The 26,074-nt window shown below is 54.7% G+C and carries 18 protein-coding genes; 13 read left to right on the forward strand and 5 right to left on the reverse strand.

Going from position 1 to position 26,074, the window contains the following annotated elements:
• Nucleotides 1–37 precede the first annotated feature (37 nt).
• Nucleotides 38–1,426, reverse strand: coding sequence for an aminotransferase-like domain-containing protein (locus tag HALTITAN_RS10980; protein ID WP_039859242.1), 1,389 nt, complete (start codon nucleotides 1,424–1,426; stop codon nucleotides 38–40).
• Nucleotides 1,427–1,563: 137 nt separating this feature from the next.
• Here HALTITAN_RS10980 and HALTITAN_RS10985 point away from each other — a divergent pair, with 137 nt between their 5' ends.
• A complete protein-coding gene (locus HALTITAN_RS10985; protein WP_009287151.1) occupies nucleotides 1,564–2,733 on the forward strand; it encodes an MFS transporter in 1,170 nt (389 codons plus the stop codon).
• A 14-nt stretch (nucleotides 2,734–2,747) separates the two neighbouring features.
• Here the strand turns inward: HALTITAN_RS10985 and HALTITAN_RS10990 are convergent, their stop codons facing one another.
• A complete protein-coding gene (locus HALTITAN_RS10990) occupies nucleotides 2,748–3,680 on the reverse strand; it encodes a cation diffusion facilitator family transporter (RefSeq protein WP_009287152.1) in 933 nt (310 codons plus the stop codon).
• Nucleotides 3,681–3,924: 244 nt separating this feature from the next.
• On the opposite strand from HALTITAN_RS10990, the gene HALTITAN_RS10995 reads away from it, so the two are divergent.
• From HALTITAN_RS10995 to HALTITAN_RS11035, 9 genes are all read left to right on the forward strand, one after another.
• Nucleotides 3,925–6,039: a type VI secretion system Vgr family protein gene (locus HALTITAN_RS10995; RefSeq protein WP_039859243.1), complete on the forward strand. Its 2,115-nt coding sequence runs from the start codon at nucleotides 3,925–3,927 to the stop codon at nucleotides 6,037–6,039.
• Nucleotides 6,040–6,993, forward strand: coding sequence for a DUF4123 domain-containing protein (locus HALTITAN_RS11000; RefSeq protein WP_009287154.1), 954 nt, complete (start codon nucleotides 6,040–6,042; stop codon nucleotides 6,991–6,993).
• Complete coding sequence (locus tag HALTITAN_RS11005; RefSeq protein ID WP_009287155.1) at nucleotides 6,986–10,357, forward strand: T6SS effector BTH_I2691 family protein; 3,372 nt, start codon at nucleotides 6,986–6,988, stop codon at nucleotides 10,355–10,357. Before HALTITAN_RS11000 ends, HALTITAN_RS11005 begins: the two co-directional genes overlap by 8 nt.
• A gap of 10 nt (nucleotides 10,358–10,367) precedes the next feature.
• Entirely contained in the window at nucleotides 10,368–11,099 is a 732-nt protein-coding gene (locus HALTITAN_RS11010) for a hypothetical protein (protein WP_009287156.1), read from the forward strand.
• 82 nt (nucleotides 11,100–11,181) lie between these two features.
• Nucleotides 11,182–11,901, forward strand: coding sequence for a hypothetical protein (locus tag HALTITAN_RS11015; protein ID WP_009287157.1), 720 nt, complete (start codon nucleotides 11,182–11,184; stop codon nucleotides 11,899–11,901).
• A gap of 274 nt (nucleotides 11,902–12,175) precedes the next feature.
• The gene (locus tag HALTITAN_RS11020) at nucleotides 12,176–12,799 is read left to right on the forward strand and encodes a hypothetical protein (RefSeq protein ID WP_039859244.1); all 624 of its coding nucleotides are present in this window, start codon (nucleotides 12,176–12,178) and stop codon (nucleotides 12,797–12,799) included.
• Between the two features lie 84 nt (nucleotides 12,800–12,883).
• Entirely contained in the window at nucleotides 12,884–14,020 is a 1,137-nt protein-coding gene (locus HALTITAN_RS26025) for a hypothetical protein (protein ID WP_039859245.1), read from the forward strand.
• 74 nt (nucleotides 14,021–14,094) lie between these two features.
• Entirely contained in the window at nucleotides 14,095–14,493 is a 399-nt protein-coding gene (locus HALTITAN_RS11030) for a hypothetical protein (protein ID WP_039859246.1), read from the forward strand.
• A 192-nt stretch (nucleotides 14,494–14,685) separates the two neighbouring features.
• On the forward strand, nucleotides 14,686–16,305 hold the full coding sequence (locus HALTITAN_RS11035; RefSeq protein WP_009287160.1) for a hypothetical protein: 1,620 nt from the start codon (nucleotides 14,686–14,688) through the stop codon (nucleotides 16,303–16,305).
• Between the two features lie 170 nt (nucleotides 16,306–16,475).
• Here the strand turns inward: HALTITAN_RS11035 and nirD are convergent, their stop codons facing one another.
• From nirD to HALTITAN_RS11050, 3 genes are read right to left on the reverse strand one after another with little or no spacing between them, the layout of a single operon-like run.
• Complete coding sequence (gene nirD, locus HALTITAN_RS11040) at nucleotides 16,476–16,910, reverse strand: nitrite reductase small subunit NirD (RefSeq protein ID WP_027959929.1); 435 nt, start codon at nucleotides 16,908–16,910, stop codon at nucleotides 16,476–16,478.
• 59 nt (nucleotides 16,911–16,969) lie between these two features.
• Nucleotides 16,970–19,477 (reverse strand): nitrite reductase large subunit NirB, encoded by a 2,508-nt coding sequence (gene nirB, locus HALTITAN_RS11045; protein WP_039859247.1) that lies wholly within the window; start codon nucleotides 19,475–19,477, stop codon nucleotides 16,970–16,972.
• On the reverse strand, nucleotides 19,478–20,803 hold the full coding sequence (locus tag HALTITAN_RS11050; protein WP_039859248.1) for an NAD(P)/FAD-dependent oxidoreductase: 1,326 nt from the start codon (nucleotides 20,801–20,803) through the stop codon (nucleotides 19,478–19,480).
• 752 nt (nucleotides 20,804–21,555) lie between these two features.
• Between HALTITAN_RS11050 and HALTITAN_RS11055 the strand changes: the two genes are divergently transcribed.
• The 3 genes from HALTITAN_RS11055 (at nucleotide 21,556) to HALTITAN_RS11065 (ending at nucleotide 26,058) form a co-directional block, all read left to right on the forward strand.
• Nucleotides 21,556–24,321, forward strand: coding sequence for a nitrate reductase (locus tag HALTITAN_RS11055; protein WP_039859249.1), 2,766 nt, complete (start codon nucleotides 21,556–21,558; stop codon nucleotides 24,319–24,321).
• Nucleotides 24,281–25,180: a uroporphyrinogen-III C-methyltransferase gene (gene cobA / locus HALTITAN_RS11060; protein WP_039859250.1), complete on the forward strand. Its 900-nt coding sequence runs from the start codon at nucleotides 24,281–24,283 to the stop codon at nucleotides 25,178–25,180. Before HALTITAN_RS11055 ends, cobA begins: the two co-directional genes overlap by 41 nt.
• A gap of 68 nt (nucleotides 25,181–25,248) precedes the next feature.
• Nucleotides 25,249–26,058 (forward strand): formate/nitrite transporter family protein, encoded by an 810-nt coding sequence (locus HALTITAN_RS11065; RefSeq protein ID WP_008957727.1) that lies wholly within the window; start codon nucleotides 25,249–25,251, stop codon nucleotides 26,056–26,058.
• Nucleotides 26,059–26,074 lie beyond the last annotated feature (16 nt).

Consider the following 26,074-nt stretch of genomic DNA (forward strand, 5'->3'; position numbering starts at 1 on the left):
AGCCCCCTTCAGCGATATCAGAAGGGCCGCTTTAATCCTAACTTGCCGCCTCAATAAACCCTTTGGCTCTGGGATCTTGTATATAGGCTACATTAAGCCGGAGCCAGGGTGTTGGCTGGTGATCGGCAAAAAACAGATGCCCCGGCGATAGCGTGATTTCCCACCGGTTAGCCAGTTCACTCAGGGTTTCAGGGGCGATGGCTACCGGTGGTTTTGCCCACACAAACATCCCACCAGCCGGTTGGGTATACACCTCCCAGCCGGCATTTTTCAGCATCGTTAGTGCCATTGCCATTTGATTGGCGAGCTTGATGCGCAGCCGTTCGGTAAGCTTCCGGTAGCTGCCGTTTTGTAGCAGGGTGGTGACCACTTGCTCGGCAAACCGCGAAGCGGAGATGCTGGTCAACATCTTGATATCCACAAGGCGCTGCACCCAAGCCACGGGGGCGGCGACAAAGCCTACTCGCAGTGAAGAGGAAAGGCTTTTCGAAAAGCTGCCCAGGTAGAACACCCGGCTCAAACCGTCTAGCGCTGCCAAGCGGGTGGTGGGGGTGTGCTGAAAATCCGCGTAGATATCATCTTCAATAATCTGAAAATCGTGTTGCTCGGCGAGCTGTAACACTCGGTGCGCCACCGCCGGGGTTAGCGTGCTGCCCGTGGGGTTGTGAAAAACGCTATTGATGTAGAACAGCTTTGGGCGGTGCTCGGCCAACAACACCTCCAAGCGCTCGATATCAGGCCCATCGGCTAATCGCGGCACGCCAATCACGCGGATTCGCTGTAAGTGCAGCAGGCCGAACAGATTGTAATAGCCTGGTGATTCCACGAAGACCACATCGCCAGGCTCAAGAAGCATCCGCACTAGTAGATCCAGCGAATGGCTACCGCCACCGGTCATCACGATCTGCTGGGCGTCCGCAGTAATCGCCATTGGGCGCAGGCGTTCCTGGATTAAGCCGCGTAAATCCTGCGGCCCTTGAGGAGTACTGTACTCGAAAATCCCCGAACGGCTTTTACGTGCCACTTGGCGAATGGCGTGAGTGAGGTCATCGCCTTCGCGCCAATTGCTGGGCAGCCAGCCGCAGCCCAGCTTGAGCGTGTGCTCATTGGCACTGAAAAGCCCCCATAGCCCGTTGGTGACCTCTTCCAATCCGCTCGTAGCTGCGGGTTGTGATACCAGTGCTGCCGCGCTATCCGCCACATAAAAACCTGAACCGGGTCGTGAACGCACTAAGCCAGAAGCGACAAGCCGTTCGTAGGCTTCAATCACCGCATTACGGCTGATGTGGTGGGTGGCGGCTAAGCGACGAATAGAGGGTAAACGACGGCCACCACCGGCACCGTGCGCTGCAATCCAAGCGCGAATACCCGCTTCGAGCTGCTGGGCGATGGGCGTTGTGGCGTGCCGATTAACCTCTAGTTTCATAACGTTCCCTATGGCTTTCAACTGTTCACTAAAAAGGCGGAACAGTGTCTGGAAAGTGGAGGTTAAGTGTACCTTACCGCTGTGCAGTAAGCGTGGGAGGGTAGCGGTTCAATGACTTACTTATTTAGGACTTAGCCATGAGCCGCACTGTCAATCGCGCTAACAATAGAAGGAGCGCAGCCTGCCTGGCGTTTGCGCTATGTACGATTACCACGGCGGTTAATTTACAGGCTCCACTTTACGATGCGCTGGCGGCGCGGGATAGCTTGGGCGTTGGCGCCACCAGTATCGCTTTTGCCTGCTATGTGGTGGGCATTATACCGGTGTTGCTGGGGTTAAATGGCTTGGCCGATCGGGTAGGGCGCAAGCCACTAATTATGACTGCGCTGTTGTTATGTCTCTTGGCGACCGGGATCACCCTGATAGCGCCCGGTTTGCTGGCGCTGGGTGTTGCACGCTTTCTGCTGGGTATCAGTACGGGGCTAACGTCTGCGGTAGCTCCCGCTTATATGCAGATGCTGTTGGGTGGTGAGGACAACCGTGTGGCGACTAACTATGTAACGGCCAGTACCGCTCTCGGGTTTGGGCTAGGGGCCGCGGTGACTAGCCTGTTTGTTTTCCACACCCCAAGCGTATCGCCACCCAGCCTGTGGATTTATTTGGCTACCGCTTCGTTGGCGCTGGTGGTGGTCACCACGCTTAAGGATCGTGCACCGAGCACCACTAAAAGTTCTATGCTGCGTTTGCCCAGCTATCCCCAAGGGGCTATCTCCTATGGGTTGGCGATTTTGTTGGCCTGGGCGTTGGTGGGGCTAGTGATTGCGATTCTGCCTTCGGCATTAAGCCAACACGGTTTATCCGCCTGGAGTGGCTTCGCCACCTTCGGTATCTGCAGCTGCGGGGTGCTGTTTCAGCCCTGGGCGAGAAGACTTGCGCCGCGCAGCGCTACCCGACTGGGGCTGGTGATTTTGCCGATTGCCTATGGGTTGATCGCCTGGGGAGCGGTTCATGGTTATCTTGCGGCGGTGCTGCTGGGCACGGTAGCAGCCAGTAGCGCTTGCTATGGGTTTATCTACCTGGGGGGATTAAGCGGCGTGTTGGCGATTGCGGACGGCTCGGCTAGTCAACAAGCCACCCAAGCCAGCGCGGGCTATTTCCTGATGGCCTATCTGGGCTTCAGTATCCCGGTGATCACTACTGGGGTACTCATTGATGCTGTAGGGCATACCTTGGCGTTAACGCTATTTGGCCTTGCGCTACTGGTGGGCGTGATCGCCACGCTAGTTCTATTGCGCAAGGCTCGGTAACTTGGACAACTGATCTATGGTTGCTTCTCTATCAATAGACCACAGGAGGGCGCTGCCCAGCGGGTGTTGGCAGTAAACACCACGTCACACACCACGGGAGAGTAGTAGCGGCGCACCTCGTCATCGACGCGTGCCCTGAGTAAATCCTGGGTGGAGACCGAAACATCGGATGCGTCGGGTAGTACCACATGCACTATCACATATAGCAGGCGTCCAGGGCGAACCATGCGCACCCGCACCTCTTGGGTGTCGGTATCCGCCAGGGCACTCGCCACGGCTTGGCGAACGGGCACCGCGATAGCCTCTTCCGGGGTTCTGTTGAGCAGCTCCTTCAAGGCTTGGGAGGCCATCCGCACCGGCACGCCTAAACACAGCACCACCACCGCAATGACCAACACCGAATCCACGTAAGGCAGAATAGTCTGCCAGCCTAGGCGCTCAAACAGCATCACCAGGCAGAAGGCGACGAGTACAGCGGCAGAGATAACGCTGTTGACTAGCCAGTTGAGTTTGTCTGCCGCCACCAGTGGGCTGCTTACGTGGCGCTGGCTGCGGTGCATCACCCAAGCGGTGAGTGAACAAGCCGCGGTGGCGAATAGCGCGTACAGCACCGCCAAGCCTGCCGCGATCTCGCGGCCGCCGGTGAGTAGGGCGGCAATGGCATCGACCAAGGCAAAAATAGACACGCCTAAAATAAGCAGCCCTTTGCACAAATTCACCAGCGACTCAAAGTAGCTATAGCCGAACGGGTAGGATTCGCTATCGGGGCGGCTGGCTAACTTGCTCACCTTGATCGTCACCAGGGCAACACTGAAATAGATCAGATTAAACAGCCCATCCAGTAGGATCGCCTGGGAGTTGGAGGCGAGTGTGGCCACGATGCCTGCACAACCAATTAACAGCGCCATAAAAGCGGAGAACGCTAGAGTGCTTGATTCTGTCTTCACGAAGGTTTCTTCCAGTGTACATAGTCAAAATAGCCAATAAGCATAGCAACTTTGTTGGTCACAACGTCAGTGGCTTATTGAATGCTGGCTGCCTGTTTGATGAGTCTTCGGCCCTATTTTGTAAGAGATCTCTTACAAGCGTGTAAGACATTGACGCTTCGTGCCCTCAAGGGGTTGCCCTCTGCCCCTGGCTCGCTATCCTGACTGCCTCTCATTAGCAGTTGATGATCCAAGGAGCGGAGCGATGGCGGACAAAACGGGCCTGCAATTTACCCTGACCCTACCCGGGGCCGATGACACCGCCGTGGTGCGCTTTACCCATCGCGAGGCTCTCTCTGAGCCGTTTTCGCTCTCGGTTGAGTTTGCCAGCCGCACCCACGACCTGTCGCCCAGCGACTGTTTGGATCAAAACGCCACCCTGACCATTTGGCAGGACGGCGAGCCGCTGCGCCGCGTGCATGGGATGATTTCAGAGCTGCACCGCGGCGATAGGGGACACCGGCGCAGCTTCTATCGGGTGGAGATTCGCCCTGCACTGTGGCGGTTATCGCTGCGCCATAATTCGCGTATCTTTCAGGACACCTCGCCGTTTGATGCCATCACCACCCTCGCTAATGAGCGTAGCCTCACCGATATCGGCTTTGCCACCACCCGCACGCCCCTTGATCGGGAGTTTCTGGTTCAGTACCGCGAGACCGATCTGGCCTTTATCGAGCGTTTAGCCGCCGAAGAGGGCTGCTTCTATTTCCATGAGTTCGAGAACGCCGAGGGCGGTAAACACCAGCTGGTATTTGCGGACGCCACGGTGGTGTTGCCCAGCGTGGGCGAGCGCACCTACCACGGCCGCGCCGGGGGCACGCCGCCCCGACGTCACCTGCGTAAGTTGCGTCAGGCCAGCCGCGTGCGCCCCGCCTCGGCCATGCTCAAGGACTACACCTTTAAGAACCCGCCTTACGCCCAGATCCACGAGCACCTGGCGCCGGGGTTGGGCGAGCACGCCCAGCGGGAGGATTACGAGCACTTCGACTACCCCGGCCGCTATAAGAAGGACGCTTCCGGTAAGCCTTTTACCCGCCACCGCTTAGAATCCCTGCGCGCCGACGCCACCACCGCCGAAGCCGAGAGTGACCTGCCCGAGCTCGCCCCCGGCATCTGCTTTACCCTCACCGACCACGATATCGATAGCCTTAACCAAGCGTGGCAGGTGGTCTCGGTGGTACACCACGGCGAACAGCCCCAGGCCCTGGAAGAGGACGGTATGGCGCGGGGAAACAATGGCAGCAGTGCTACCTCGGCGCAAGCAGGCGAGCTGATGACCCGCTACCACAACGACGTGGTGATCATGCCCCGGGATCAGACTTTCCGCCCAGTGCCCAACCCCAAGCCGCGGGTCGATGGCCCCCAGGTGGCCTTTGTGGTCGGCCCCGAAGGCGAAGAGATCTACTGCGACGAACACGGCCGGGTCAAGGTGCAGTTCCCCTGGGATCGTTATGCTGATCCTGATGAGACCGCCAGTTGTTGGATACGGGTGGCCCAGGGCTGGGCCGGGGGTGGCTACGGCAGCATGGCGATCCCGCGGATCGGCCATGAGGTCATTGTCTCGTTTTTAGAGGGCGACCCCGATCAACCGCTGGTCACCGGTCGCACCTACCACGCGGTGAACACCCCGCCCTACCCGCTGCCGGACAACAAGACCCGCACGGTGATCCGCACCCAGAGCCATAAGTCGGAAGGCTTTAACGAACTGCGCTTCGAGGACGCCACTGGCGAAGAGCAGATATGGTTTCACGCCCAAAAAGATCTAGAGCTGCTGACGCTTAATGACCGCACCGAAGAGATCAAACGCGATAGCCATCTCAAAGTGCACAACGACCGTATCAGTGAGATCGACAACGACGAGCACCACACGGTGCATCGCCACCGTTTTGAGCACACCGAAGGCGCCCAACATTTAAATGTTGAAGGCACTATGCATATGCGTGCCGGGCAGGCCTGGCTAAGCGAAAGTGGCCGGGAACTGCATATCAAGTCGGGCCAAAAAGCGGTACTCGAAGCCGGTAGCGAAATCACCCTCAAGGTGGGTGGCAGCTTTATCAAACTGGACGCCAGCGGCATCACCATCGTCGGCCCCCAGGTCAAGATCAACGCCGGCGGCAGCCCTGGTAATGGCACCGGGCAAGCGGCCGAGCCGCCCAAACTGCCACCGGTGTTAGAAGGTAAAGATCATGACCGGGCAGAAGCGATAGGGCATTCGCCGTTGTTGGGCCCTCCGATCAATCAGGCCGCACAGCTTAAAGCCCTGCTCAGAGCGCCTGCCTACTGCGAAATTTGTGAAGAGTCGAATCAGGGGGAAAGCTAAATGCCGCCTATATCATCCGCGACCCATGCGCTGGTAGACGGTGTCTGCTATCCCGATGCATGGAAGCGCTTATATCGACACGATAGTGTTGAGGAAGTTGAGCCACTTTACTTGTCAACCCGGTGGAGTGCGGTGGCCGAGCATGGGCCCATGCTGGTCACTCTTAAAGGAGCTGGCTTGATCAGTCAGGCCAGCCAAAATGACCACACTCCGCTTTATCGCTCGCTTTCCCTGCTCAGTAGCCAAGCAAGCACGCAATCTCTAAGCAAGCATCTCCGCCGGTTCATTACCTTCAACAGCGAGGCAGGGCAAGAACAGTTATTGCGCTTCGCCGACCCCCTGGTGACACGCCACTGGTTAAGGAGCTATGGCGACGAGTTACCGGCTATCCTCATGGGCCCCATCAATACGTGGTGGGTCGCCGATTGGACGCCTAACTGGGCTGGTCAGCGTGCTCAGAAATGGCAAGCCTTTCAAGCCAGCCACCACCCCGAATCAACCCCTGCGGCACAAGCTCCCGATTTTCCGCCAATGGGGCATCAACAGTATGCAGCGCTCAAAGCCGTGGCGCGCTGGCAGCTTAAAGAGCGGTTAACGGACTACTTTAAACAGCATGTGCCTAATGCGTGGCAACGACTTGAGGGCGATCACGGCCGATGGCTTGACGAACGCTTGGACGATGCCATCGCATGGGGGGCCAGTACCGAACGTCAGCTCGCCATCTGGGTAGATCTCAGTTTGCACTGGGGCAAAGCACTTATGACGGCTGATGATGGGCTATATGCCCAGTGGGCAAGACACTCATCTGACCAAGTGTGTCTTCCCCGGCAGGAGCAGCTATATGCCCTTGACGCCTGGAGCCGAACACCGGCTGCTGGCGCCTCGCAACGCACCCAAAATTACGGGTCACCTTCCCAAGCACCGCTATCAGTAGACGAGGAAGCCAATGGCTAACACGGATGTTCAGGCACAGGAACGCGATGCCGCCTTTGATGAAACCCCCATAGGTGGCGGTGTTTGCCCGCTGTTTATCGATATAGACATTTTTCCCGTGCGCTACGCCATTGACGAGGCGCCTGCCGAGGCCGGTGCTCCAGCGCCACACCCGATTGATGAGGAGTGGCAGGGGCCGGGCTACCCTACTATCGAAACGCGCGACTACACGCTTCGGCAACTGCGCGATGGCTGGCTTTATGTCTGGGTGAGTGAAGCTGGCAAGGAGCCGCGCATTGATGAGTACTGCATAGAGGGTGCAACGTTTAATAAAGCCCCTCACCTAACGTATCCCACTTACGCCTCCATCGCGTTAGCTTACTCCTCTGTCCAATGGACTGAACGTATTCGTGAGTATGTGCTGGAGAACGCGGATTTTCGTCAACGCATCATGCGTTCCGTCAGTTTGATAGCGGCGATCAATGCAACGGGCGACTGCGCGTCATTTTCTTCCCATGCTGCCCCTATAACGCAGCTCGGCGAGCACGTGGCGGACATTACGCCCGATGGTGCTGTGGATAGTTTTACCAGCACGACCGTTTCGACGGTAGAGAGGGAGACCGCACCGGAAAGCGACGACAGCAGCGATAGCGAAAACCGAGCAGATAAAAATGGGGAGAGTGAAGACGATAGTAAAGAGGCAAGCGTTTATCGGCATTGTGAGGTCAAGCCGGAGATAACCCAGGCTAGCGTTCTCGCCAATATCGATAATCACGATGAAGCTATCTTTGTAGCGCTCGATGACGATTTGGGGATTGTTAACGATCTGCACATGGCGTTAGCCGGTCGCGAAATGGAGTTAGAAGCGTTTCTGGATGAACACGGTCATAAGCTTGAGACCGCGCAGGTCGTCAAATCCCTGTGCCTGATCGATATTGATGACCTGATCAGTGATGAAGCGCGCCAAGATCCAGAGCGTTATCGTGAAATAACCGTTAAGACTGGTGAACTGCTCGATGCAATGAAAAGGGCAGAGAACGGTTCTGATCATACATTGATCGCTAGGCAAAGGCGCGTAACAGAGATTCGAGAAGAGCTAATCGAATTAGGCATGCCCAACCCCCCCAATCGTAATAGCGAGCAGTATGAAGAGTGGCATGGCAAAGAGCTTCCCCGCCTTGATGTCAGGCTGGATGAGGCCATCGCTTTTCTGACCGAAAAAGTGCCACAGCTTGAGCGTCTGCAGGCGCATATCGAAAACAGCTTGGCGGATCTGATTACTTGGCTAGAACGCTTGCCGCTGTCCGCCCAAGAGCTCTGTTTTGATACCTGCAATGTCAAGCAGAACCAGTGCATTCATGAATTTGGTTGCATGGTGATTGAAGCCCTCGGCGCTACGCAGACTGGCCGTGCTTGGTTGAATGACACCTATCAAGCGAGCGACTCATTGATTGGTTTTGCGATGAGTAACCTTGACCCCGCCTTGGCCGAGGCCCTTGAAACCATTGCACAACATTTTATTGAACAAGGTACGGAAGATGGAGAACCCGCCGATAATGGCATTGGCGCTGCGAGCGTGGCTTCGCGGATCAGTGCATTTCGCGGTATCCTCAAGTACGAAAAGGTGCAGAGTCATCCCGCCTATAAAGCCCTGGCACCGCATGTAAAAGAGGCATTTGATACCTTGCGCGTGGGGGTGAACGGGCCAACACAAAAAGCTTGGGAAAGCATCGCCTACCACTTTCTTCCTTCCTTAAGTGCCAGAGGCCAAGTGTCTGTGGCAAAAGCAACCAAAGCACTCTTGCACCCCCTTATGGTCGTTCTTGTCCATCCAGATGTTGCTTCATCACAACTGGTGCTAGACCTTGAGTACGAGGCTAAGCACCGCGAATGGCGGGAAAAGTCCTGGAAGCTAACCACAGACATCCGTACCGCAAAGCGGCAAAGAAATGTCGATGAGATGAAGCGACTGGAGCAACAACGCTACGAGCATGCCTATGATGAACCCAGGCGTGTCACCGCTGCGGACGATACCCTTGACCGCAGTAGTCCCGGCAATCAGGCGCGTGCGAATAATCTTGCCTCCGTCGGTTTTTACGAACAGCGTGAAATACACCGCTTAAAAATCATGGGCGGCGTGAGGGCTGCTCGTCGACATCTAACGGGGTTAGTCGAACGACTGGGTGGCGGGTTGCCACTCTTAATTGCAGGGCTAAACCTCTACAACTTTCAGGAAGCGGTACGCACCGCTAACAAAGAAGGCATTGATGGAGAGGAAGCACGGAACTTGGCGACGACCGCCAGTTTCGCCGCTGGTGCAACAATGAGCCTATGGGTCATGCCATTTTGGAACAAGTATGCTACGCAAAAGTTCATGCTGTCACGAACTATGACAGAAGTAGCAAAGGCTGGTATTACCGAATGGTCAGGTCAGAACTCGCCGCAAACGGCGCGTTTAGCGGCCAAATTAGCCACGCGAGTGGCGGGCTTGTCGGCTATCGGTGCAATCTCTGCAGGGCTCGATACGTGGAATAGCCTAAGTGACTATGGAGAGGCGACAAGTGGGAAAGAGCGTTTGGCCTTAGCAGTTAAAGCTTTTGCAGGATTCGCTATGGCTGGTACAGCCGGTGCTCAAATTTATGGTGCAGCTCGGGCAGGTTCAAAAGCTTTCGCTTGGATACTTGGCGGGTGGGTCTCTGGCATTCTGTTTGCGGCGGGTATTATTCACCTAATCGCCTCACATTTTGCCGCCCGCTATAACCGTGAAGGGGTGCGCATTTGGCTATACACCAGCACTTGGGGCAATGGAGAGTATCAGTGGGAGCAAACCGACGAAGGCGAAAAAAACGAGTGGCAGGCGTTGATGGAAACTCTGCTACGCCCCTCTGTCAAATTGACACAAGTAAGTCATACGACATTCGATATGTCTAGTGCGTCCAATTACAGCCCAGGTAGAATGAGCACTACGTATCATGGCTATTGGCTACAAATCTCCTTCCCCGCTTCGCTAGCAGGTGACATCGTCAGAATCTCCGAGATCGCCGGAGACGGCTTCTGGGCACCGGGCGATAGCTTCGAGCAGAGTCCTTCGCAACAAGCGGAGCGCGGCGCAGCGTTACCCGCTGACACAGAATATAACCCAGACGATGTGCGTATCTGGCAGGCCTGGATTCCGGCCAGCGAACAAGCAAAAAATGCCTCTTTCATCCTCACGGTGGACTATGCCGAAGCGTTGCTCTCAAGCGACAACACCTTAAGTTTCACCTTTTACAAGCCCAACGCTGCCGCAGGAAAAAAAGAGATCGAACCCAATAGCGAGGAGAGCCAGGGCCTCAGCGCGCCCACCCGTTTTGCACTGATGGTTCCCATAACCCCAGAAGAGTAAGGATACAGGTATGTGGTTTATTCAACCCAAGCAGGACTATATTCCCGAAATGCCCTGGAAGTATGCCGATGAGCCAGCAGTCATGGCATGGCAAATTAGAGCCCGTAATTATAACACCACTCCGGATAATCTTGCTTTAATTCCAATGTCACTCATTGCTTTGGGGGGGGGGTATGTAATGTCCTTATTTGGACAATCATTGTTAGGCTCATTTTTACTGGGTGGGGGGTTGTTCCTGTTGCTTATGTTGATTTTCATGAGCGTAACCCATAATACCACCATTATTGTTTACCGTTTTACCAAAACGTTAGCTGAGGAGTATTCATGGAAGCCACAAGAGGCTTCCGCTGCTGCTTTCCTGAAGTGGTCTGCGATTATTTTGTTGCCCATCGTGGGTGTGCTGATTTTAATGGATCCTTCGCTGGTGGTTGCGGGTATCGGGCCATTGGGAATGGGCCTAATGGCATGGATGATGGGAAGGAAACAGGCGAAGCAGAATAAAATTCAACATAAAGAAATAGAATGGATGGAAGCCGAGGAAATTGTAGCTTGGCGTAAGCGGAATTTAATTGGCTTACGTTTTACTGATATTCACGAAGATGGAATAGAGACTTTTTTTTATAGCACCATTTATTGTCAGCCGCATAATTTTGACGAAAATATCCAATACCTGAGAAAGGCATTGCCAAACGTTCCGTATCACGAGCGAGAGCTTAAGGTGTTTAGTAACTATGCCTTATAGGGGAATCCGAACTGGGGGCTCAGCGCGCCTACCCGCTTTGAACTCATGGTTCCCATAACCCCAGAAGAGTAAGGATTCATATATGTGGTTTATTCAACCCAAACAGGACTATATTCCTGAAATACCTTGGAAGCATGTCGATGAGCCTGCGGTCATGGCATGGCAAATTAGAGCGCGTAATTACAACACCACTCCTGATAATCTTGCTGTAATTCCAATGTCACTCATTGCCTTGGGGGGGTATGTAATGTCCTTACTAGGACAATCATTGTTAGGCTCATTGTTACTGGGAGGGGGGCTGTTCCTGTTGCTCATGTTGATTTTCATGAGCGTAACCCATAATACCACCATTATTGCTTACCGTTTTACTGAAACGTTGGCTGGGGAATATTCATGGAAGCCGCAAGCGGCTGCCGCTGCTGCTTTCCTGAAATGGTCTACGATTATTTTGCTGCCTATCGTGGGTGTGCTGATTTTAATGGATCCTTCGCTGGTGGTTGCGGGTATAGGGCCATTAGGGATGGGGCTGATGGCGTGGATCATGGGGTCGCAACAGGCGAAGCAGAGTAATAGTCGACATGAAGAGTGGACGTGGGAGAAAACCGAGCATATCAAGGTATGGCGTAAACGCAGCATTATTGCACTGACCTACCAATGGAAGCCTTTTAGCAAGAACTCCTACTATAGGCCATGCACCCACTTTATTTTCTGCTGCGCAGATGAATTGGATGAGCGCATTCAGCTCTTCAAAGAGCATCTGCCTGATGCGGAGTATGAAGAGGGGAAAGTTAATGTTCTATGAAAGGCTAGATTTAATGAGTGTTTAGAGCATGTCTGTTTTGCTAAGGGGTGTGATTGCGCTTGTAGATTAAAGCCTCTCTCCTGGCATCAGGCTTATAAAGCATTTTTTAGTACGTCGCTATAATAGAAGCGGCTAATCCGAATGTAGTAATTTCCTCAGAAACCAAACCTAAAATCAAGTTTGTCAAGAGGAGAACATTAAAAGATAAAGATGAAAATACGTCTTTTTCTTGATTTTTGCTTTCAATTAAACCTTCGTATTAAGGAGAGTGTGCGTGCTTCCATTAAGTTTTAAAACATCTTTTGATATTGAGTTTATTCAATCGCTGTATGACCGGCTTGTGTGCCATGATGACTCTCTAAAGCTGATACTCAGGACAAAGAATGGGCGCAAGACCGATGACCCCGAGAAGGCCGGTATTGGAGAAATTCGCAATGCCAGCAACAAGCAGCTGTTCGGGATGAGCCCGAAGGAAGGAATCGTTCACACGGAGCATGCGGGACCGCTTCAAGAGCCTTTGTTTGCCTTTCTGAAGGAGCGGGATATTCACCAGCAGGAGGTTACGACTGATATCGGCGTCGCTTGTCTTCTTCTTTATGTCGTTCTGGTCGCTGGCGGTGGGTTGCTGTATACCACTCACAACAATGTCGCGTTTCTCTACCCCTATGCCTTGGCCTGTGTCATCTTTGTCCTCTCTGGACTGGCATTGAGGGCTTATGCTTATAAGCCTGGCCAAGAAAAGTGGTCTATCCCCTCTATGGTACTCCTCGCGATCGGCGCTTTACCCACTGCCCCATCGAGCCTGCTGACCATACCGATGATCAATTACTTGGGGCGTGCCAAGCTACAGAGGAGACTTAACCAGGGCGCGGAAGACGCCGAGGCCATCAATACCTAGCGCCATATGTGCAGCACCCGATGTCGCCCTACCGGTGGCAGGGGCTCAAAGCATGATTATGTTAACGTGACAAGGATGTCAGTTATGAACCAGAAGATACCGGACTCGCCGCGCCCTGATATGCTCCAGCCCCACCGGGCTGGTGATGTTGAGTCATTTCCAGGTGGCAAGGTTATTTACCTGTCGCCAGTCCCCTTGCCTACGGGTGTAGCCCCCTTGGATTTCAATCAGGCGATTGGGGAAGTAAACGATGCCTACTTGGATTTCGGCGGTAGCCTTCCTACGCCATTTACTTGGCAGTTTACGCTGGGAGGCCCTTTTATTAGTTTTTTAATGTTTGTTTTTCTTATTCCAGTGTTGGGGGGGGGGGGGCTAATGTGGTTCATTGGAAAGGATATTGCCTTGTTCTATGTAGGGATTGCCGGGCTTTTTAATGAAGTCTTTGCCAAGGCCTCTGTGATCTGCACCTTGATATTGATTCTCGCCTTGTTTATCAAAGCCCACTACCACTTCAAGTTCCGTGAGGCTGTCCCCACCCGTTTTCATCGCCAGCGCCGCGAGGTGGCCTTTGCGCCGGGTGGCGGCAAGCCGCCTATCATCGTGCCCTGGGAAAGCGTGGCGGCCTGGGTGACCCAGGCGCAGGGGGTAACACAATACGGTGTGCAGCGTCAGTATGGCTTGGGGATAGGCTTTATCGAGCCTGAAACCGGGCAGCAGCACTTCCTGGAGTTATCACAGCCGGGCATGCCCTTGGCATTGGGGCTTTGGGAAGCGGTGCGGGCTTATATGGAGTACGAGGTCAATACTCGCGAAGAACTCCAAGACCCCCACGGCCTACATCGCCCCGGTGATCCGCCCTACGAGGGCGTGCATACTTTCCACAATGCCCGGCGCCGGTTGCACCGCCGCTACCGCAAGGGCGACATCGGTCTGTTCGCGGTCACCATGTGGTACCTGTGGCACATTCTCGACCTATGGACGATACCTTTTCACCTTGCAGAATGGGAGATAAGCGTCATCCAAAAAGCTGGGCAGAAAACGCTACCGGCGAGTCTTGATCAGTGGTCGCAACCCTTGCCCAAAGAGCAGTGGGCAAAGCCCAGTGAAGAGCTCACGCGCCTATCAAAAGAAGTCAGACAGCGCCATGCGCAACAGCCAAACCGGCCGATCACCGCTATCTTTGCCGAGATTTATGCAGAGGAAACGCTACTCTCAGCCTGAAGAACCGAGAGTGGGTGCGCAACCAGGTCGCTTAGCGATAGTGTATCAATAACCCAGTATTGGAGAGTACAGCATTGAGTGAAAAAGAAGCCTGCACAAAAGAAGAGAAAGCCTTAGTTGAAAACATTGATTTCGAGTGTCCCTCATGCAGCTCTTGTTTCTGCGAAGATTCACCATGGATTGCCGACCTTTTGAAAGCCAATAAGGCTACTTGCCCAAATTGTGAAGGTGAGTTGCTGATTGGGACTGAAGACAAGGATCGCCTAGCGAGTGTTATGAAGAAAAGAGAGCGATTCGGGAAGGCGATGGTTGTTTTTATGCTGCTCTACACCCTCGGGGGACTAATCGTGTCTCTCTACTTTGGCGGACTTGGGTTTATTCTTTATATGCCCGTCGGGCTGGGGATTTTTGGTTTACTGAAGGCGCTCGTTGATAACCAGGCTGATTTGACAATTGGTCTGAATAAAGCCTGATGATGGTAATTTTGTCTATTTGGTAGAGGGTTGATCAGGATATTAGAAGTGTGGCTGGGTTTTGGAGTCAGTTTCTTAACCTATACCATATTTTAAAAAGAAGTGGTTGGATTTAAGGATGTGCTTTTACTGAGTTGTTGTTTTTGTATTTTTTGATGTTAATGTTTTCTCTCTTTTAATTTAGGACGTACTATGAATGGCCGTATGCAGGCGCAAGTCAGCGCTCTTCGAGAAATGAAAATTTCCTCATTTTCATTAAATGACAATCTTTTTTGCCTTTTAAACTATTCGCCCAGTAATAGCCATACGGATTTAAAGCATCGGCTGCGGCATAACGTTCAGCAATCCTGCTTAAATGCCGAAGAGGCCAACATGATCGAGTCTGCTCTAGTGGACTCTGCTATGCGTTTGAAAGCAGAGGTGGCGTGGTTGCCAGGTGTTGGTTTTACCCAAGCCCTCCAAGCGGTTGAGGGGCAGCTTGATGAGGATTCGCTGAGCCCACCATTTGCTAGGTTTAACTCGTCGGTTCACAATTTAACAGCCGAAAGTATATTAAAGCCTGATACGGTTAACAATGTATTATACGAGTGGCAGAAACTTAATAAATCTACCTTATTAGATAGTATTAACCAGCAGCGGCGTGCCGGGCACTTCAGTGAAGTGTCGATGATAGAGCTTGAATACGCCCTGGAATGGCATGCAAAGCGCATTGCTCATGCTGTAGTGAACGCCTTTGAACCGCACGGTGCTTCTGTGCTGGGCAGTGTCTTAATGGCAATAAGTAAAGATGAAAAAATTGATGTTGCTAACAATCAGTTAGCAGTTTTTTTATATGATACGTATCATGAAAATGTTGCTGGTTTGCTAGCAGAGTTAGAAGAAGGTCTTGAGTCTATATCTACTGAAATTTATCAAGCGGTTAGTTCAGAGAAAAGATTGTCCTATGAGGACACAATGTCGAATGAGCTAAGTGAGTCTGAAAAAGAGCTTTTTGAGTATGTCGCTACCGCTGAAAATAAAGCCCGTAACTGGGTGTCTATTGCTCAGCCATTAGTAGCATTTCATAACCGAGCGGGCAGTCGTTTTGTACCCCATGAGCATTTAATGTGGCTTGTTTCAGAGTGTTCTGCAAACCTTAGTTCATCAATCTGCACTTGTTTCAAAGAACTGAACGAGCGCTTGGTTAACCTGGCGTTAGAAGTCGCTCTGGATGCGCCTGATGCGTTGGGTCGCGCACGTTTGATACAAGAACTCTATGTGTATATGACTGCACCATTGACTAGCGATGAATATGAACCTAGCTCTATGCAAAGAGGGGGAGGGCGACAAGATTTCCTAAACGATATTAGACAACATGATGCTCGCCTTGAAAAAGCAGGCAGCCCCATGGCGCTTAGTAATAATTTCTTTAGTGAATTTATCGAATACCTGAAACAGAGCCCCTCCGAACAAGACCAATTGCAAGCGTGGCATACGCTTTTTATTATGGTAAACAGCCTTTTATTGGATCATGCAGAGTATGATCATGCTGCCTCTCAGCTGCTGTTGGTTGAACAGGCCTTTCCCTTAACCAGTGAGCCTGGGCGCCGCCTGAAGCAGTGGTGGTTAGCGTTTATTGAGGATGAAGTTATCAGCCTTCCGCCAGAGCAGGGTGGGCAGCCAATGCCTAAAACTTGCGCGGTTATTCAAGGTGAAACGTTGCTATGTCATCCTGACACTACTCAGCACTCTTCAACAACGACGCTACTCTCACGTTTTTCTTTTAAGAAAATATTAAAATGGTGCGGTATGGTAATCCCTTCAAAAAAATAACGATCGTCAAAAGTAGAGCTTCCGTCACCTAAGCGTAAGGAGATTCTGCATCAGGCAATCAGGTTTTCGATAGCCAGATGCAGTCGATTCTAAAGCAAGCTGAGATTGAGGTGTGTTTCAATAATGTTAAGAGCGGTTCTGGCCGTCCTTAACAGTGTTAAGCAGCGTTATCACCCCTCAACCCACACCTCATCACCTTTAAATTCAACCTTCCAGGTACGTAGCTTAACGTCCTCATCCTCTAAACACTGGCCGTCTTCAAGGCGGAAGTGCTGCTTGTAGATAGGCGAGGCGACTACCGCCGCGCCTTTAAGGTCGCCAACGATGCCCCGGGCGATCACGTTAGCATTTGAGAAGGGGTCATGGTGGTCGAGAGCATAGAGTTCATCGCCCTTTCCTCGTAGCCCGGGCAAGTAGAAAATAGCTACCTGGGCGGGGCCTTCGGCGGTTTCCAGCCAGGCGGCGATGCCAGAGAACGCTACCAGATCATCTTTGGTACAAACTTTTTGCCACGCCGTGTTGTTTTCAGAAGCGTGGTTTTCAAAAGCCTCGCTATTGTGCACATCCGCCATATCCATCTCTTTTTTCAGTGCCGTTGCGGTCATGGGTTGCCTCGTTTTTATTCAGAATCAGTGTCGTTGTCAGTGTCAGGGCCCAGCGTCGCTTAAGCGGGGCGCAGCTGGCCGCGCTCGGAGGTCATAATGATTGACGGATCCGGGCGGTCGTCGTTGACGAAGCTGCGGAAGCGCTTGAGCTTCTCCGGGTCGCTGATAGCGTCGGCCCATTCACACTGGTAGGTATCCACCACGGTTTGCATCTGGCGCTCTAGCTCGTCGTTGATGCCTAAGCTGTCTTCCAGAATCACCTCTTTGAGGTACTCCAGGCCGCCGTCGAGGTTTTCGCGCCACACCGAAGTGCGTTGCAAACGGTCGGCAGTGCGCACGTAAAACATCAAGAAGCGGTCAATGGTGCGGTAGAGCTGCTCGTCGTCCAGGTCGGTGGCAAACAGTTCAGCGTGGCGGGGGCGCATGCCGCCGTTACCGCAAACGTAGAGGTTCCAGCCGTTTTCGGTGGCAATAATGCCGATGTCTTTGCTCTGGGCTTCGGCGCACTCGCGGGTGCAGCCGGAAACGCCAAACTTGATCTTGTGGGGTGAGCGCAGGCCCTTGTAGCGGTTCTCTAACTGAATCGCCATGCCGACGCTATCCTGCACGCCGTAGCGGCACCAGGTGCTGCCTACGCAGGATTTTACCGTGCGCAGCGATTTACCGTAGGCGTGTCCGGTCTCGAAGCCTGCGGCAATCAGCTCGCCCCAGATATCCGGCAGGTCTTCCAGGCGGGCGCCGAACAGATCGATACGCTGGCCGCCGGTGACCTTGGAGTAGAGGCTGTATTTTTTGGCCACTTCACCCAGCACGATGAGTTTGTCCGGGGTAATCTCGCCACCGGCAACACGCGGCACTACTGAGTAGGTGCCGTTTTTCTGCATGTTGGCCATAAAGGTGTCGTTGGTGTCCTGCAGGGGAATATGCGCCGCGTCGGTGATCGGCTCGTTAAAGCAGGAGGCCAGAATTGATGCCACGGCGGGTTTGCAGATATCGCAGCCCAGGCGATGGGTGTCGGCGTTGCCGTGTTTTTCAATCAAGTCAGTGAAGGTTTTAATACCTTCAACGCGCACAATATCGTATAGCTCCTGGCGGGTATGGGCGAAGTGCTCGCAAATCGATTTATCAACTTCGACACCGCGGGCTTCCAACTCATGGTCAACCACGCTTTTGAGCAGCGCGGTGCAGCCCCCGCAGCCGGTGCTGGCTTTGGTGGCCGCTTTGACACCGCCTAGATCTACTGCGCCAGCGTCAATAGTGGCGCAAATATCGCCTTTAGTGACGTTGTGGCAAGAGCAGATGGAAGCTGTTTCTGGTAGCGCACCGGGGCCGAGAGTGGGTGCGGCACCGCTGCTTTGGGGCAGAATCAATGAGGCGGGCTCGTCGGGCAACTCAATGCCGTTGGAGTAGTACTGTAGCAGGGTGTCATAAACGCCGTTGTTGCCTACCAGCATGGCGCCGAGCAGTTTTTTACCGTCGCTGGAGACTACCAGCTTGCGGTACTCCTGCTTGATGGGGTCTAGGTAGCGGAACATGCGAGCACTGGGGTTTTGATTGCCATGGGCGTCACCAATCGAGCCCACATCCACGCCCAGCAGTTTGAGCTTGGTGCTCATATCTGCGCCGCCAAACTGGGTGTCGCCTTCAGTTAGCGTCGAAAACGCCGCCTTGGCCATTTGATAACCGGGGGCGACCAAGCCAAAAATGCTCTGATTCCACAGCGCCACTTCACCAATTGCGAGAATGGCCGGGTCGCTGGTGAGGCACTGGTTATCCACCACCACGCCGCCGCGTTCACCAATCTCCAGGCCGCAGTCACGGGCCAACTGGTCGCGGGGGCGGATGCCTGCTGAGAACACAATCAGGTCGGTTTCCAGCACTTTGTCGTCTTGGAAGACCATGCGGTGGCGGCTTGCCTCGCCATCTTCAATACGCTGTGTGGCCCGTTCAAGAAGCACCTGTACGCCCAGCGCTTCGATTTTTTCCCGCAGTAGCTCGCCGCCTTCATTATCCACCTGCATCGGCATTAGGCGTGAGGCGAACTCCACTACAGCGGTATCCAGGTTCAACCCGCGCAGGGCATTTGCCGCTTCAAGGCCCAGCAAACCGCCGCCCACGACCACGCCGGTGGTGGCGTTTTCGGCGGCCGCCTGGATGGCGTCTAAATCGTCCAGGGTGCGGTAAACCAAGCAACCATCGCGGTCGTTACCGGGAATCGGCGGCACGAAGGGGAACGAGCCGGTAGCCAGCACCAGGCGGTCGTAAGGGTAACGGCCTTGTTCGGTGACCACCTCTTGTGAGTTGCGGTCGATCTCAATGACGGCTTCGCTTGTGCGCAGTTCAATGCCGCTGGTGGCGTAGTAATCCGCTTCGCAAAGCGCTAGCGAATCGGCATCGCGGCCGCTGAAGTATTCAGATAGATGTACTCGGTCATAGGCGCGGTGGCGCTCTTCGCCAAACACGGTGACCTGATAGCGCTCAAGGGCGCCGTTATCGACTAACTGCTCGACCAGGTGGTGGCCGACCATGCCGTTACCAATAATAATAAGCTGCTGTTGGGTAGACATTTAAGCCGCCTCCGACGTTGTATGAGAAGAGTGTTTTGAAGAGAGCTCAGAAGAATCAGGGCTGTGCTGAGATGCTTCGCGGAGCACCTCGACATCAGCACCACCAAACAACAAGGCTTGGCGGTAAGCGTTGAGATCGGTACCCGCGAGCGCCTGCTCGAAGTACCAGGGGCCTTGGCTGGTGTCGCCGTAAAGCACCGCGCCTTCAATCTGGCCGTCGCGCAAGAGCAGGCGGCGGTAATCGCCGCGCTCAATGTCGTGGTAATTCAGCACCTCATGCTCGGCGCTGGCCTCGGTGGGGCCAAAGGCGTAGAGCGCTACACCGCTAATTTTGAGTTTGGTAGCGCTGGGAGCATCCGCGTAGCCTTGGGTATGCGTGCCGCACAGCGTCGCGGCGAGCACTTCTACCTGACGCCAGATCGGCTCCACCAGGCCGTAGGTGGTGCCATCGAACTGGCAGCACTCGCCCAGCGCTGAGATCGCCGGGTCGCTGGTGGTGAGCCATTCGTCCACCACAATAGCTCGATCAGTACGCAGATCTGCCTGGCGGCCAAGTTCCGCATTAGGGGTAATGCCCGCGGCAACGATCACACTGGAGGCGTTCAACTGGCGGCCATCGGCAAGATGCAACTTGGCGACCCGACCCTGGGCGTTGCTCTCTAGCCGCGCTAGATGGGCGCCAGTGATGATCTGTAAACCGCGTTGAGTGAGGGTGTCTTTAAGCAGGTGGGCGGCGGTGGTATCCAACTGACGGTTCATCAACCGCTCGCTGCGCTGGAGCACGCTTACGTTGATGTCGCTGCCGCGTTTACGTAAACCCTCAGCCGCTTCAAGACCCAGCAGGCCGCCGCCAATCACGACAGCGTCACCGCCACGCTGGGCAATGGCTTCTAGTGATTCGGCATCTTGCAGGTTGCGAAAGCCATGTACGCCCTCAAGCTCTATCCCAGGAACATCGGGCAGCGCTGGGCGCGAGCCGGTGGCGATGACCAAATGATCGTAATCAAGCGATCGGCCGCTATCGGTGGTCAATGTTTGGCGTGCGCGATCAAGCATCTCGACCTTTTCACCCAGTATCAGCGTAACGCCCTGTTCGGCGTACCACTGGGTATCGCGCAGGGTAAGCGCCTCCTGCTGCATCTCACCGGCCAGCAGTGGCGAAAGCAGAATACGGTTGTAGGCAGGGCTTGGCTCTGCGCCAATCACCGTGATGCGCTGGGGGCGTGTGGGCTGTTTTACCAACGCCTCAATTAGGCGGTGGCTTGCCATACCATTGCCAATGACCACCAGATGGTCGTTGGATGAGCACCGGGAAGTAGTTTCCATGGGTGGCTCCTCTGTGTCTTTGCGGCTGCTTGAGCACCAAACAAAAAAACGCCCCTGTCGCGCACCTCTTTGCAAATAATCGCAAAAGCGTGCGTAACAGGGGCGTCGTTGCCCGATAGCGTCGTTTTAAATACGCGACAACCGCCATTGGCTGCCAGCTGATTAAAAACCTTACCCTGTAACAAGCAAGGAGCTAGCCAACTGGCCGTATAGCATATTTTTTTAAATAACTTCAGCTGCTTATGTTTAGGTGATGGGTAAGCGGTGGCCAGGCTCTTCGGATAGACTGCACGGTGATGGTGCGAAAAGAGAGGTGGCCTGCACTCTCAAGCACCATTTAGCGTGTGCACAGTGCGAAAAAGAGCGTTGTGTGATGATTTTTAATTTTTTAACTATCTGTTTTTAAATGATTAAGTTTCATCTAGTCGGTTATCGGCTTGGCTCTTGCAGTTCCCTAGGCAATAAGTAAGTTAACAAGGGATAAGCACTCATTGTTAGGCGATGGCAGCGAACAACTCCAAAGCCGCTAGAAAAACAAGTAGCCGAATGTGTAGCTGTTAGAAAATCTTCATTTGTTTGAAGAGACTATTGTAAAGAGTGATGCACCGATGAAGGTGCGCTGTGGCAACGACGTCCAGCCCTCTTCTCTCAATGCGTTTATATAGCGCATTAGAGAAAGGGACTGGGCGTTTTTTTATGCCCGCCATTTATACGCGTATATACGGCGTTCAGGTAAGACCCGAGGAGTAGTTATGCGAGGGGCGAAAGCAGGGCAGCAGACCAAAACGACGCAGCAAGCCAAAACTACATGCCCGTACTGTGGCGTTGGCTGTGGCGTAGCGGCAACCGTTGAAGCGGGCACGCTGAGTTCTGTCGAGGGCGACCGCGAGCATCCGGCGAACTTCGGACGGCTGTGTGTCAAAGGTTCTGCGCTACACGAAACCTTGGGGAATCAGGGGCGGCTGACTCACCCTCGCGTTGATGGTGTTGAGGTCTCCTGGGACACCGCCCTAAGCACTACTACCGAACGCTTAAACACCCTACGGGCCGAGTATGGCAACCACAGTGTGGCAGCGTACCTCTCCGGCCAGCTGCTTACCGAAGACTACTACGTAGCCAATAAGCTGTTTAAAGGCTTTTTAGGCACGCCCCATTTAGATACTAATTCGCGGCTGTGCATGGCCTCAGCGGTGGTTGGCTACAAGCGCGCCTTCGGTGCGGATGCGGTGCCGTGTAACTACGAAGATTTGGAAGAGGCGGAACTGATCGTGTTGGTGGGTTCCAACCTGGCCTGGAATCACCCGGTGCTCTACCAGCGCATTAAAGTCGCTAAAGAGCGCAATCCGCTGATGCGTTTGGTGGTGATCGACCCGCGCGTCACCGACAGTTGCGAAATCGCCGACCTCTACCTGGGTATTAAGCCAGGCAGCGATGCATACCTGTTTAACGGCCTGCTGGCGTGGATGGCGAAACGCCGCAGGCTCGATACCGTTTACCTTGAGCGCCACACCGAAGGGTTTGACGATGCCCTGGCGGCGGCCCAGCAAACCGCGGGCTCGGTGGCGGAGGTAGCGGCGGCTTGCGATGTCGACCCCGAGCGCCTGGAAACCTTCTATTACTGGTTCGCCAGTCAACTGCATGTGGTCACGCTCTATTCCCAGGGCGTTAATCAATCCGCCAGCGGTACCGATAAGTGTAACGCGATTATTAACTGCCACTTGGCTGGCGGCAAAATCGGTTTGCCGGGGGCAGGGCCGTTCTCGATTACCGGCCAGCCCAACGCCATGGGTGGGCGCGAAGTAGGCGGGCTGGCCAACCAGCTAGCCGCGCATATGGATTACCACACCCCAGGCGCCCTCGATCTAGTCAGCCGCTTTTGGACTACCGACAGCCTTACACCGATCCTGCCGGAAGGGCCCGGTTATAAAGCAGTGGAGCTGTTTGAGGCCATTGAGCGTGGCGAAATAAAAGCGCTGTGGGTGATGGCCACCAATCCCGCCATCAGCCTGCCCGATGCCGCGCGGGTGCGCGCTGCGTTGGAAAAGTGCCCGCTGGTGATTGTTTCCGAGTGCGCTGCCCATACCGATCTGCTGCCTTATGCCGATATCGTGCTGCCCGCCTCGGGGTGGTCGGAAAAAGATGGCACCGTGACTAATTCCGAGCGGCGCATTTCTCGCCAGCGGGGCATGCTGCCGCCCCCAGGTGAGGCCCGCCACGACTGGTGGATAATGTGCGAAGTGGCGAAACGGTTGGGGTTTGCTGAGGCGTTTAACTACGCGCACCCCTGGGAGATTTTCGACGAGCACGCCAAGCTCTCTGGGTTTGAAAATGGCTTTGATAACAGCACGGTGCCCGGCAGCCCGCAGCGGTTGTTTGATATATCGGGTTTGGTGGGCCTGGGCCGGGATGGCTACGACGCCTTAGCCCCCATCCAATGGCCGGTCACAAAGGCCGCACCCCATGGCACTGCTCGGCTGTTTGAGGATGGCGAGTTTGCCACCGCCAATGGTCGCGCCAAGCTGCTGGCGATCCATCCCAAAGGGCCTGAACAGGCGCTGAGCGGCGCTTATCCGCTGCGTCTGAACACCGGCCGGATTCGTGATCAGTGGCACACCATGACCCGCACCGCTCGCTCACCGCGGTTAATGAATCACCGCGCCGAACCCTTTATGGATGTTCACCCAGAGGATGCCCACACTGCCGGTGTAACCGATCAAGGGCTGGCGGTGTTAACCGCCGAGAAAGGCGAATTTCGCGCTCGGGTGCGGGTCTCCAATGCCCAACGCCGCGGTGAGGTCTTCGTACCCATCCACTGGACTGACTGCTTCACCCAGCAGGCCAGAAGCAGCGCGCTGATCGACAGCATTACCGATCCGCTCTCTGGGCAGCCAGAATCGAAGCACGGCGCCGTGGCGCTGGCGCCGCTTGCTACTGATTGGCAGGCCACTCTACTGATCGCCGAAGGGGCAACGGAATCAACACCTTGGTGCACCAGTGCCTACTGGACACGCATTCCCATGCGCGGCTGCCAACGCTGGCAGCTTGCCAATACGCAGTCGGTTAATGACTGGTTGGCGCAACTGAAAACGTGGCTGCCCGGCGACGTATCGGTTATCAGCCAAGACCCTACTAACGGACGTCTGCGCGCCGCCTGCGTGGAAAGAGGTCAATTGCGCTGGTGGCTGATGGTTGGCCCGCCCAAAGAGTTGCCAGGGTTGGCGTGGCTGGAAGCGCGTTTTAACGAGGCGGCGCTGAGCGATACCCACCGCCGCCGCCTATTGGCCGGCTGCGACGACGGCGCTGCGGATACCGGCCCGGTGGTATGTAGTTGCCACCAAGTAGGCCAAACCACCATCGTCAATGCGATCCGCGAGGGCGACACCAGCGTAGAAGCGTTGGGCGCCAGGCTCGCCTGCGGCACCCAGTGCGGTAGCTGTATTCCCGAATTGAAATCACTTATTGAAGAGGAACGGCCCAATGCCCGCACTAAGCAACCCCTTGCTACAGAAGTGGTTTAACGCCTTTATGCGGTTATCGCACCGCGCGCTAACGCCGTGGGTTCAGCAGGCTGTAGACATACGTTTGCCACTGCGTGGCGAGTGCCGCGCCGGGCAGGTTTACCTGGTTGGCGCAGGCAGCGGCGATGCGGAGCTGTTAACCCTCAAGGCCGCACGCTTACTTATGCAGGCGGACGCCGTGGTATATGACCGCTTGGTGGGCGATGACGTTCTGGCGCTGATTCCTAGCGGCAGCGAACGCTACTACGTTGGCAAAGCCCGCGGCCACCACAGTGTACCCCAAACGGAGATCGGCGAGCTGATGGTAAAACTCGCCCGGGAAGGTAAATCGGTGGTGCGCTTGAAAGGCGGCGACCCGGCGGTGTTTGCGCGGATGGGCGAAGAGCTGGATGCCCTGGCCACTGCCGAGATCCCCGCTGCCATTGTGCCGGGGATCACCGCTGCTTCAGCCGCCGCTGCCTGCATGGGCATTCCGCTCACCGATCGCGGTCATGCGCAGCAACTGCGCTTTGTGACTGCCCAGCTATGCCGCGAAGACGGTACGCCGGATTGGGCATCGCTGGCGCGCAAGGATGAAACCCTGGTGTTTTATATGGGGCTTTCAAAAGTGAGTGCAATTTGCCACGGCCTACGCCAAGCAGGCCTGCCGGATGAGTGGCCGATTATGCTGGTGGCTAACGCCAGCCAGAGTGAACAGCAGTCGCTGGTGGGCTCGCTGGCGGATATGCCCGAAAAACTCTCCGCAACTCCCTTACCGTCACCCTGTTTGATTGTGGTGGGCAGTGTGGTGCAAAGAGTCGCCACGACGCCCGCTAACCTAGCCACCAATTTTTGCTTTGCACAGCAAACCACGCCTTAACGGCAGGGTTTGCGGTGCGCATTTTATTCTTCTGACCCTTACAACCAGCTACCAAGGAAAAGCTCTCTATGTCCTACTTATTGCCTGCTGAATTTGCCACCAAGATGGTCGATGCTGGCGAAGCCAAGCTTCACATGTCTACCCGTGATGCGCTGATTCGCGCTTTTATGGCGGGGGCTATTTTGGCCATCGCGGCGGTGTTTGCGGTGACCGTAGCGGTGCAAACCGGCTACCCGATTATCGGCGCCATCCTGTTTCCGGTGGGTTTCTCGATACTCTATCTAATGGGCTTTGATCTGTTGACCGGGGTGTTTGTGTTAACGCCGCTGGCGTGGCTGGATAAACGGCCTGGGGTGACGATTAATCGTATTCTCAAGCACTGGGGCATTGTGTTTATCGGTAATTTTGGTGGGGCATTAACGGTCGCCTTTCTCATGGCGATTGTGTTCACCTACGGCTTTAGCACCGAACCCAGCGAAGTGGGGCGGGTCATTGGTGAAGTAGGTGAAGGACGCACGGTTGGTTATAAAGAGTATGGCGCTGGCGGCATGGCGACGATTTTTATTCGCGGCATATTGTGTAACTGGATGGTATCGCTGGGGGTTGTGGGTGCGATGATCTCAACCACGGTGAGCGGTAAGGTGATTGCCATGTGGATGCCGATTATGCTGTTCTTCGGTATGGGCTTTGAGCACTCGGTGGTCAACATGTTCCTATTCCCATCTGGGCTGATGATGGGCGGTAACTTCTCGATTATGGATTACCTGATCTGGAACGAAATTCCGGTAGTGCTGGGTAACTTGATCGGTGGCTTGGCATTAACGGGGCTCACGCTCTACACCACTCACGTGCGTACCGCGCCCCAGAAAGCCCTATGATTAACTACGGTGAGCG

The organism is Vreelandella titanicae BH1, assembly GCF_000336575.1.
Classification (GTDB): Bacteria; Pseudomonadota; Gammaproteobacteria; order Pseudomonadales; family Halomonadaceae; genus Vreelandella; species Vreelandella titanicae.

Bases quoted from the DNA above. Each gene is read 5' to 3' on its own strand.
- HALTITAN_RS11000 (WP_009287154.1), top strand. From the start codon at position 6,040: ATGCCGCCTATATCATCCGCGACCCATGCGCTGGTAGACGGTGTCTGC.
- HALTITAN_RS10980 (WP_039859242.1), bottom strand. From the start codon at position 1,426: ATGAAACTAGAGGTTAATCGGCACGCCACAACGCCCATCGCCCAGCAG.
- HALTITAN_RS11050 (WP_039859248.1), bottom strand. From the start codon at position 20,803: ATGGAAACTACTTCCCGGTGCTCATCCAACGACCATCTGGTGGTCATT.
- cobA (WP_039859250.1), top strand. From the start codon at position 24,281: ATGCCCGCACTAAGCAACCCCTTGCTACAGAAGTGGTTTAACGCCTTT.
- HALTITAN_RS26025 (WP_039859245.1), top strand. From the start codon at position 12,884: ATGAACCAGAAGATACCGGACTCGCCGCGCCCTGATATGCTCCAGCCC.
- HALTITAN_RS11005 (WP_009287155.1), top strand. From the start codon at position 6,986: ATGGCTAACACGGATGTTCAGGCACAGGAACGCGATGCCGCCTTTGAT.
- HALTITAN_RS10985 (WP_009287151.1), top strand. From the start codon at position 1,564: ATGAGCCGCACTGTCAATCGCGCTAACAATAGAAGGAGCGCAGCCTGC.
- HALTITAN_RS11055 (WP_039859249.1), top strand. From the start codon at position 21,556: ATGCGAGGGGCGAAAGCAGGGCAGCAGACCAAAACGACGCAGCAAGCC.
- nirB (WP_039859247.1), bottom strand. From the start codon at position 19,477: ATGTCTACCCAACAGCAGCTTATTATTATTGGTAACGGCATGGTCGGC.
- HALTITAN_RS11015 (WP_009287157.1), top strand. From the start codon at position 11,182: ATGTGGTTTATTCAACCCAAACAGGACTATATTCCTGAAATACCTTGG.
- HALTITAN_RS11065 (WP_008957727.1), top strand. From the start codon at position 25,249: ATGTCCTACTTATTGCCTGCTGAATTTGCCACCAAGATGGTCGATGCT.
- nirD (WP_027959929.1), bottom strand. From the start codon at position 16,910: ATGACCGCAACGGCACTGAAAAAAGAGATGGATATGGCGGATGTGCAC.
- HALTITAN_RS11035 (WP_009287160.1), top strand. From the start codon at position 14,686: ATGAATGGCCGTATGCAGGCGCAAGTCAGCGCTCTTCGAGAAATGAAA.
- HALTITAN_RS10995 (WP_039859243.1), top strand. From the start codon at position 3,925: ATGGCGGACAAAACGGGCCTGCAATTTACCCTGACCCTACCCGGGGCC.
- HALTITAN_RS11010 (WP_009287156.1), top strand. From the start codon at position 10,368: ATGTGGTTTATTCAACCCAAGCAGGACTATATTCCCGAAATGCCCTGG.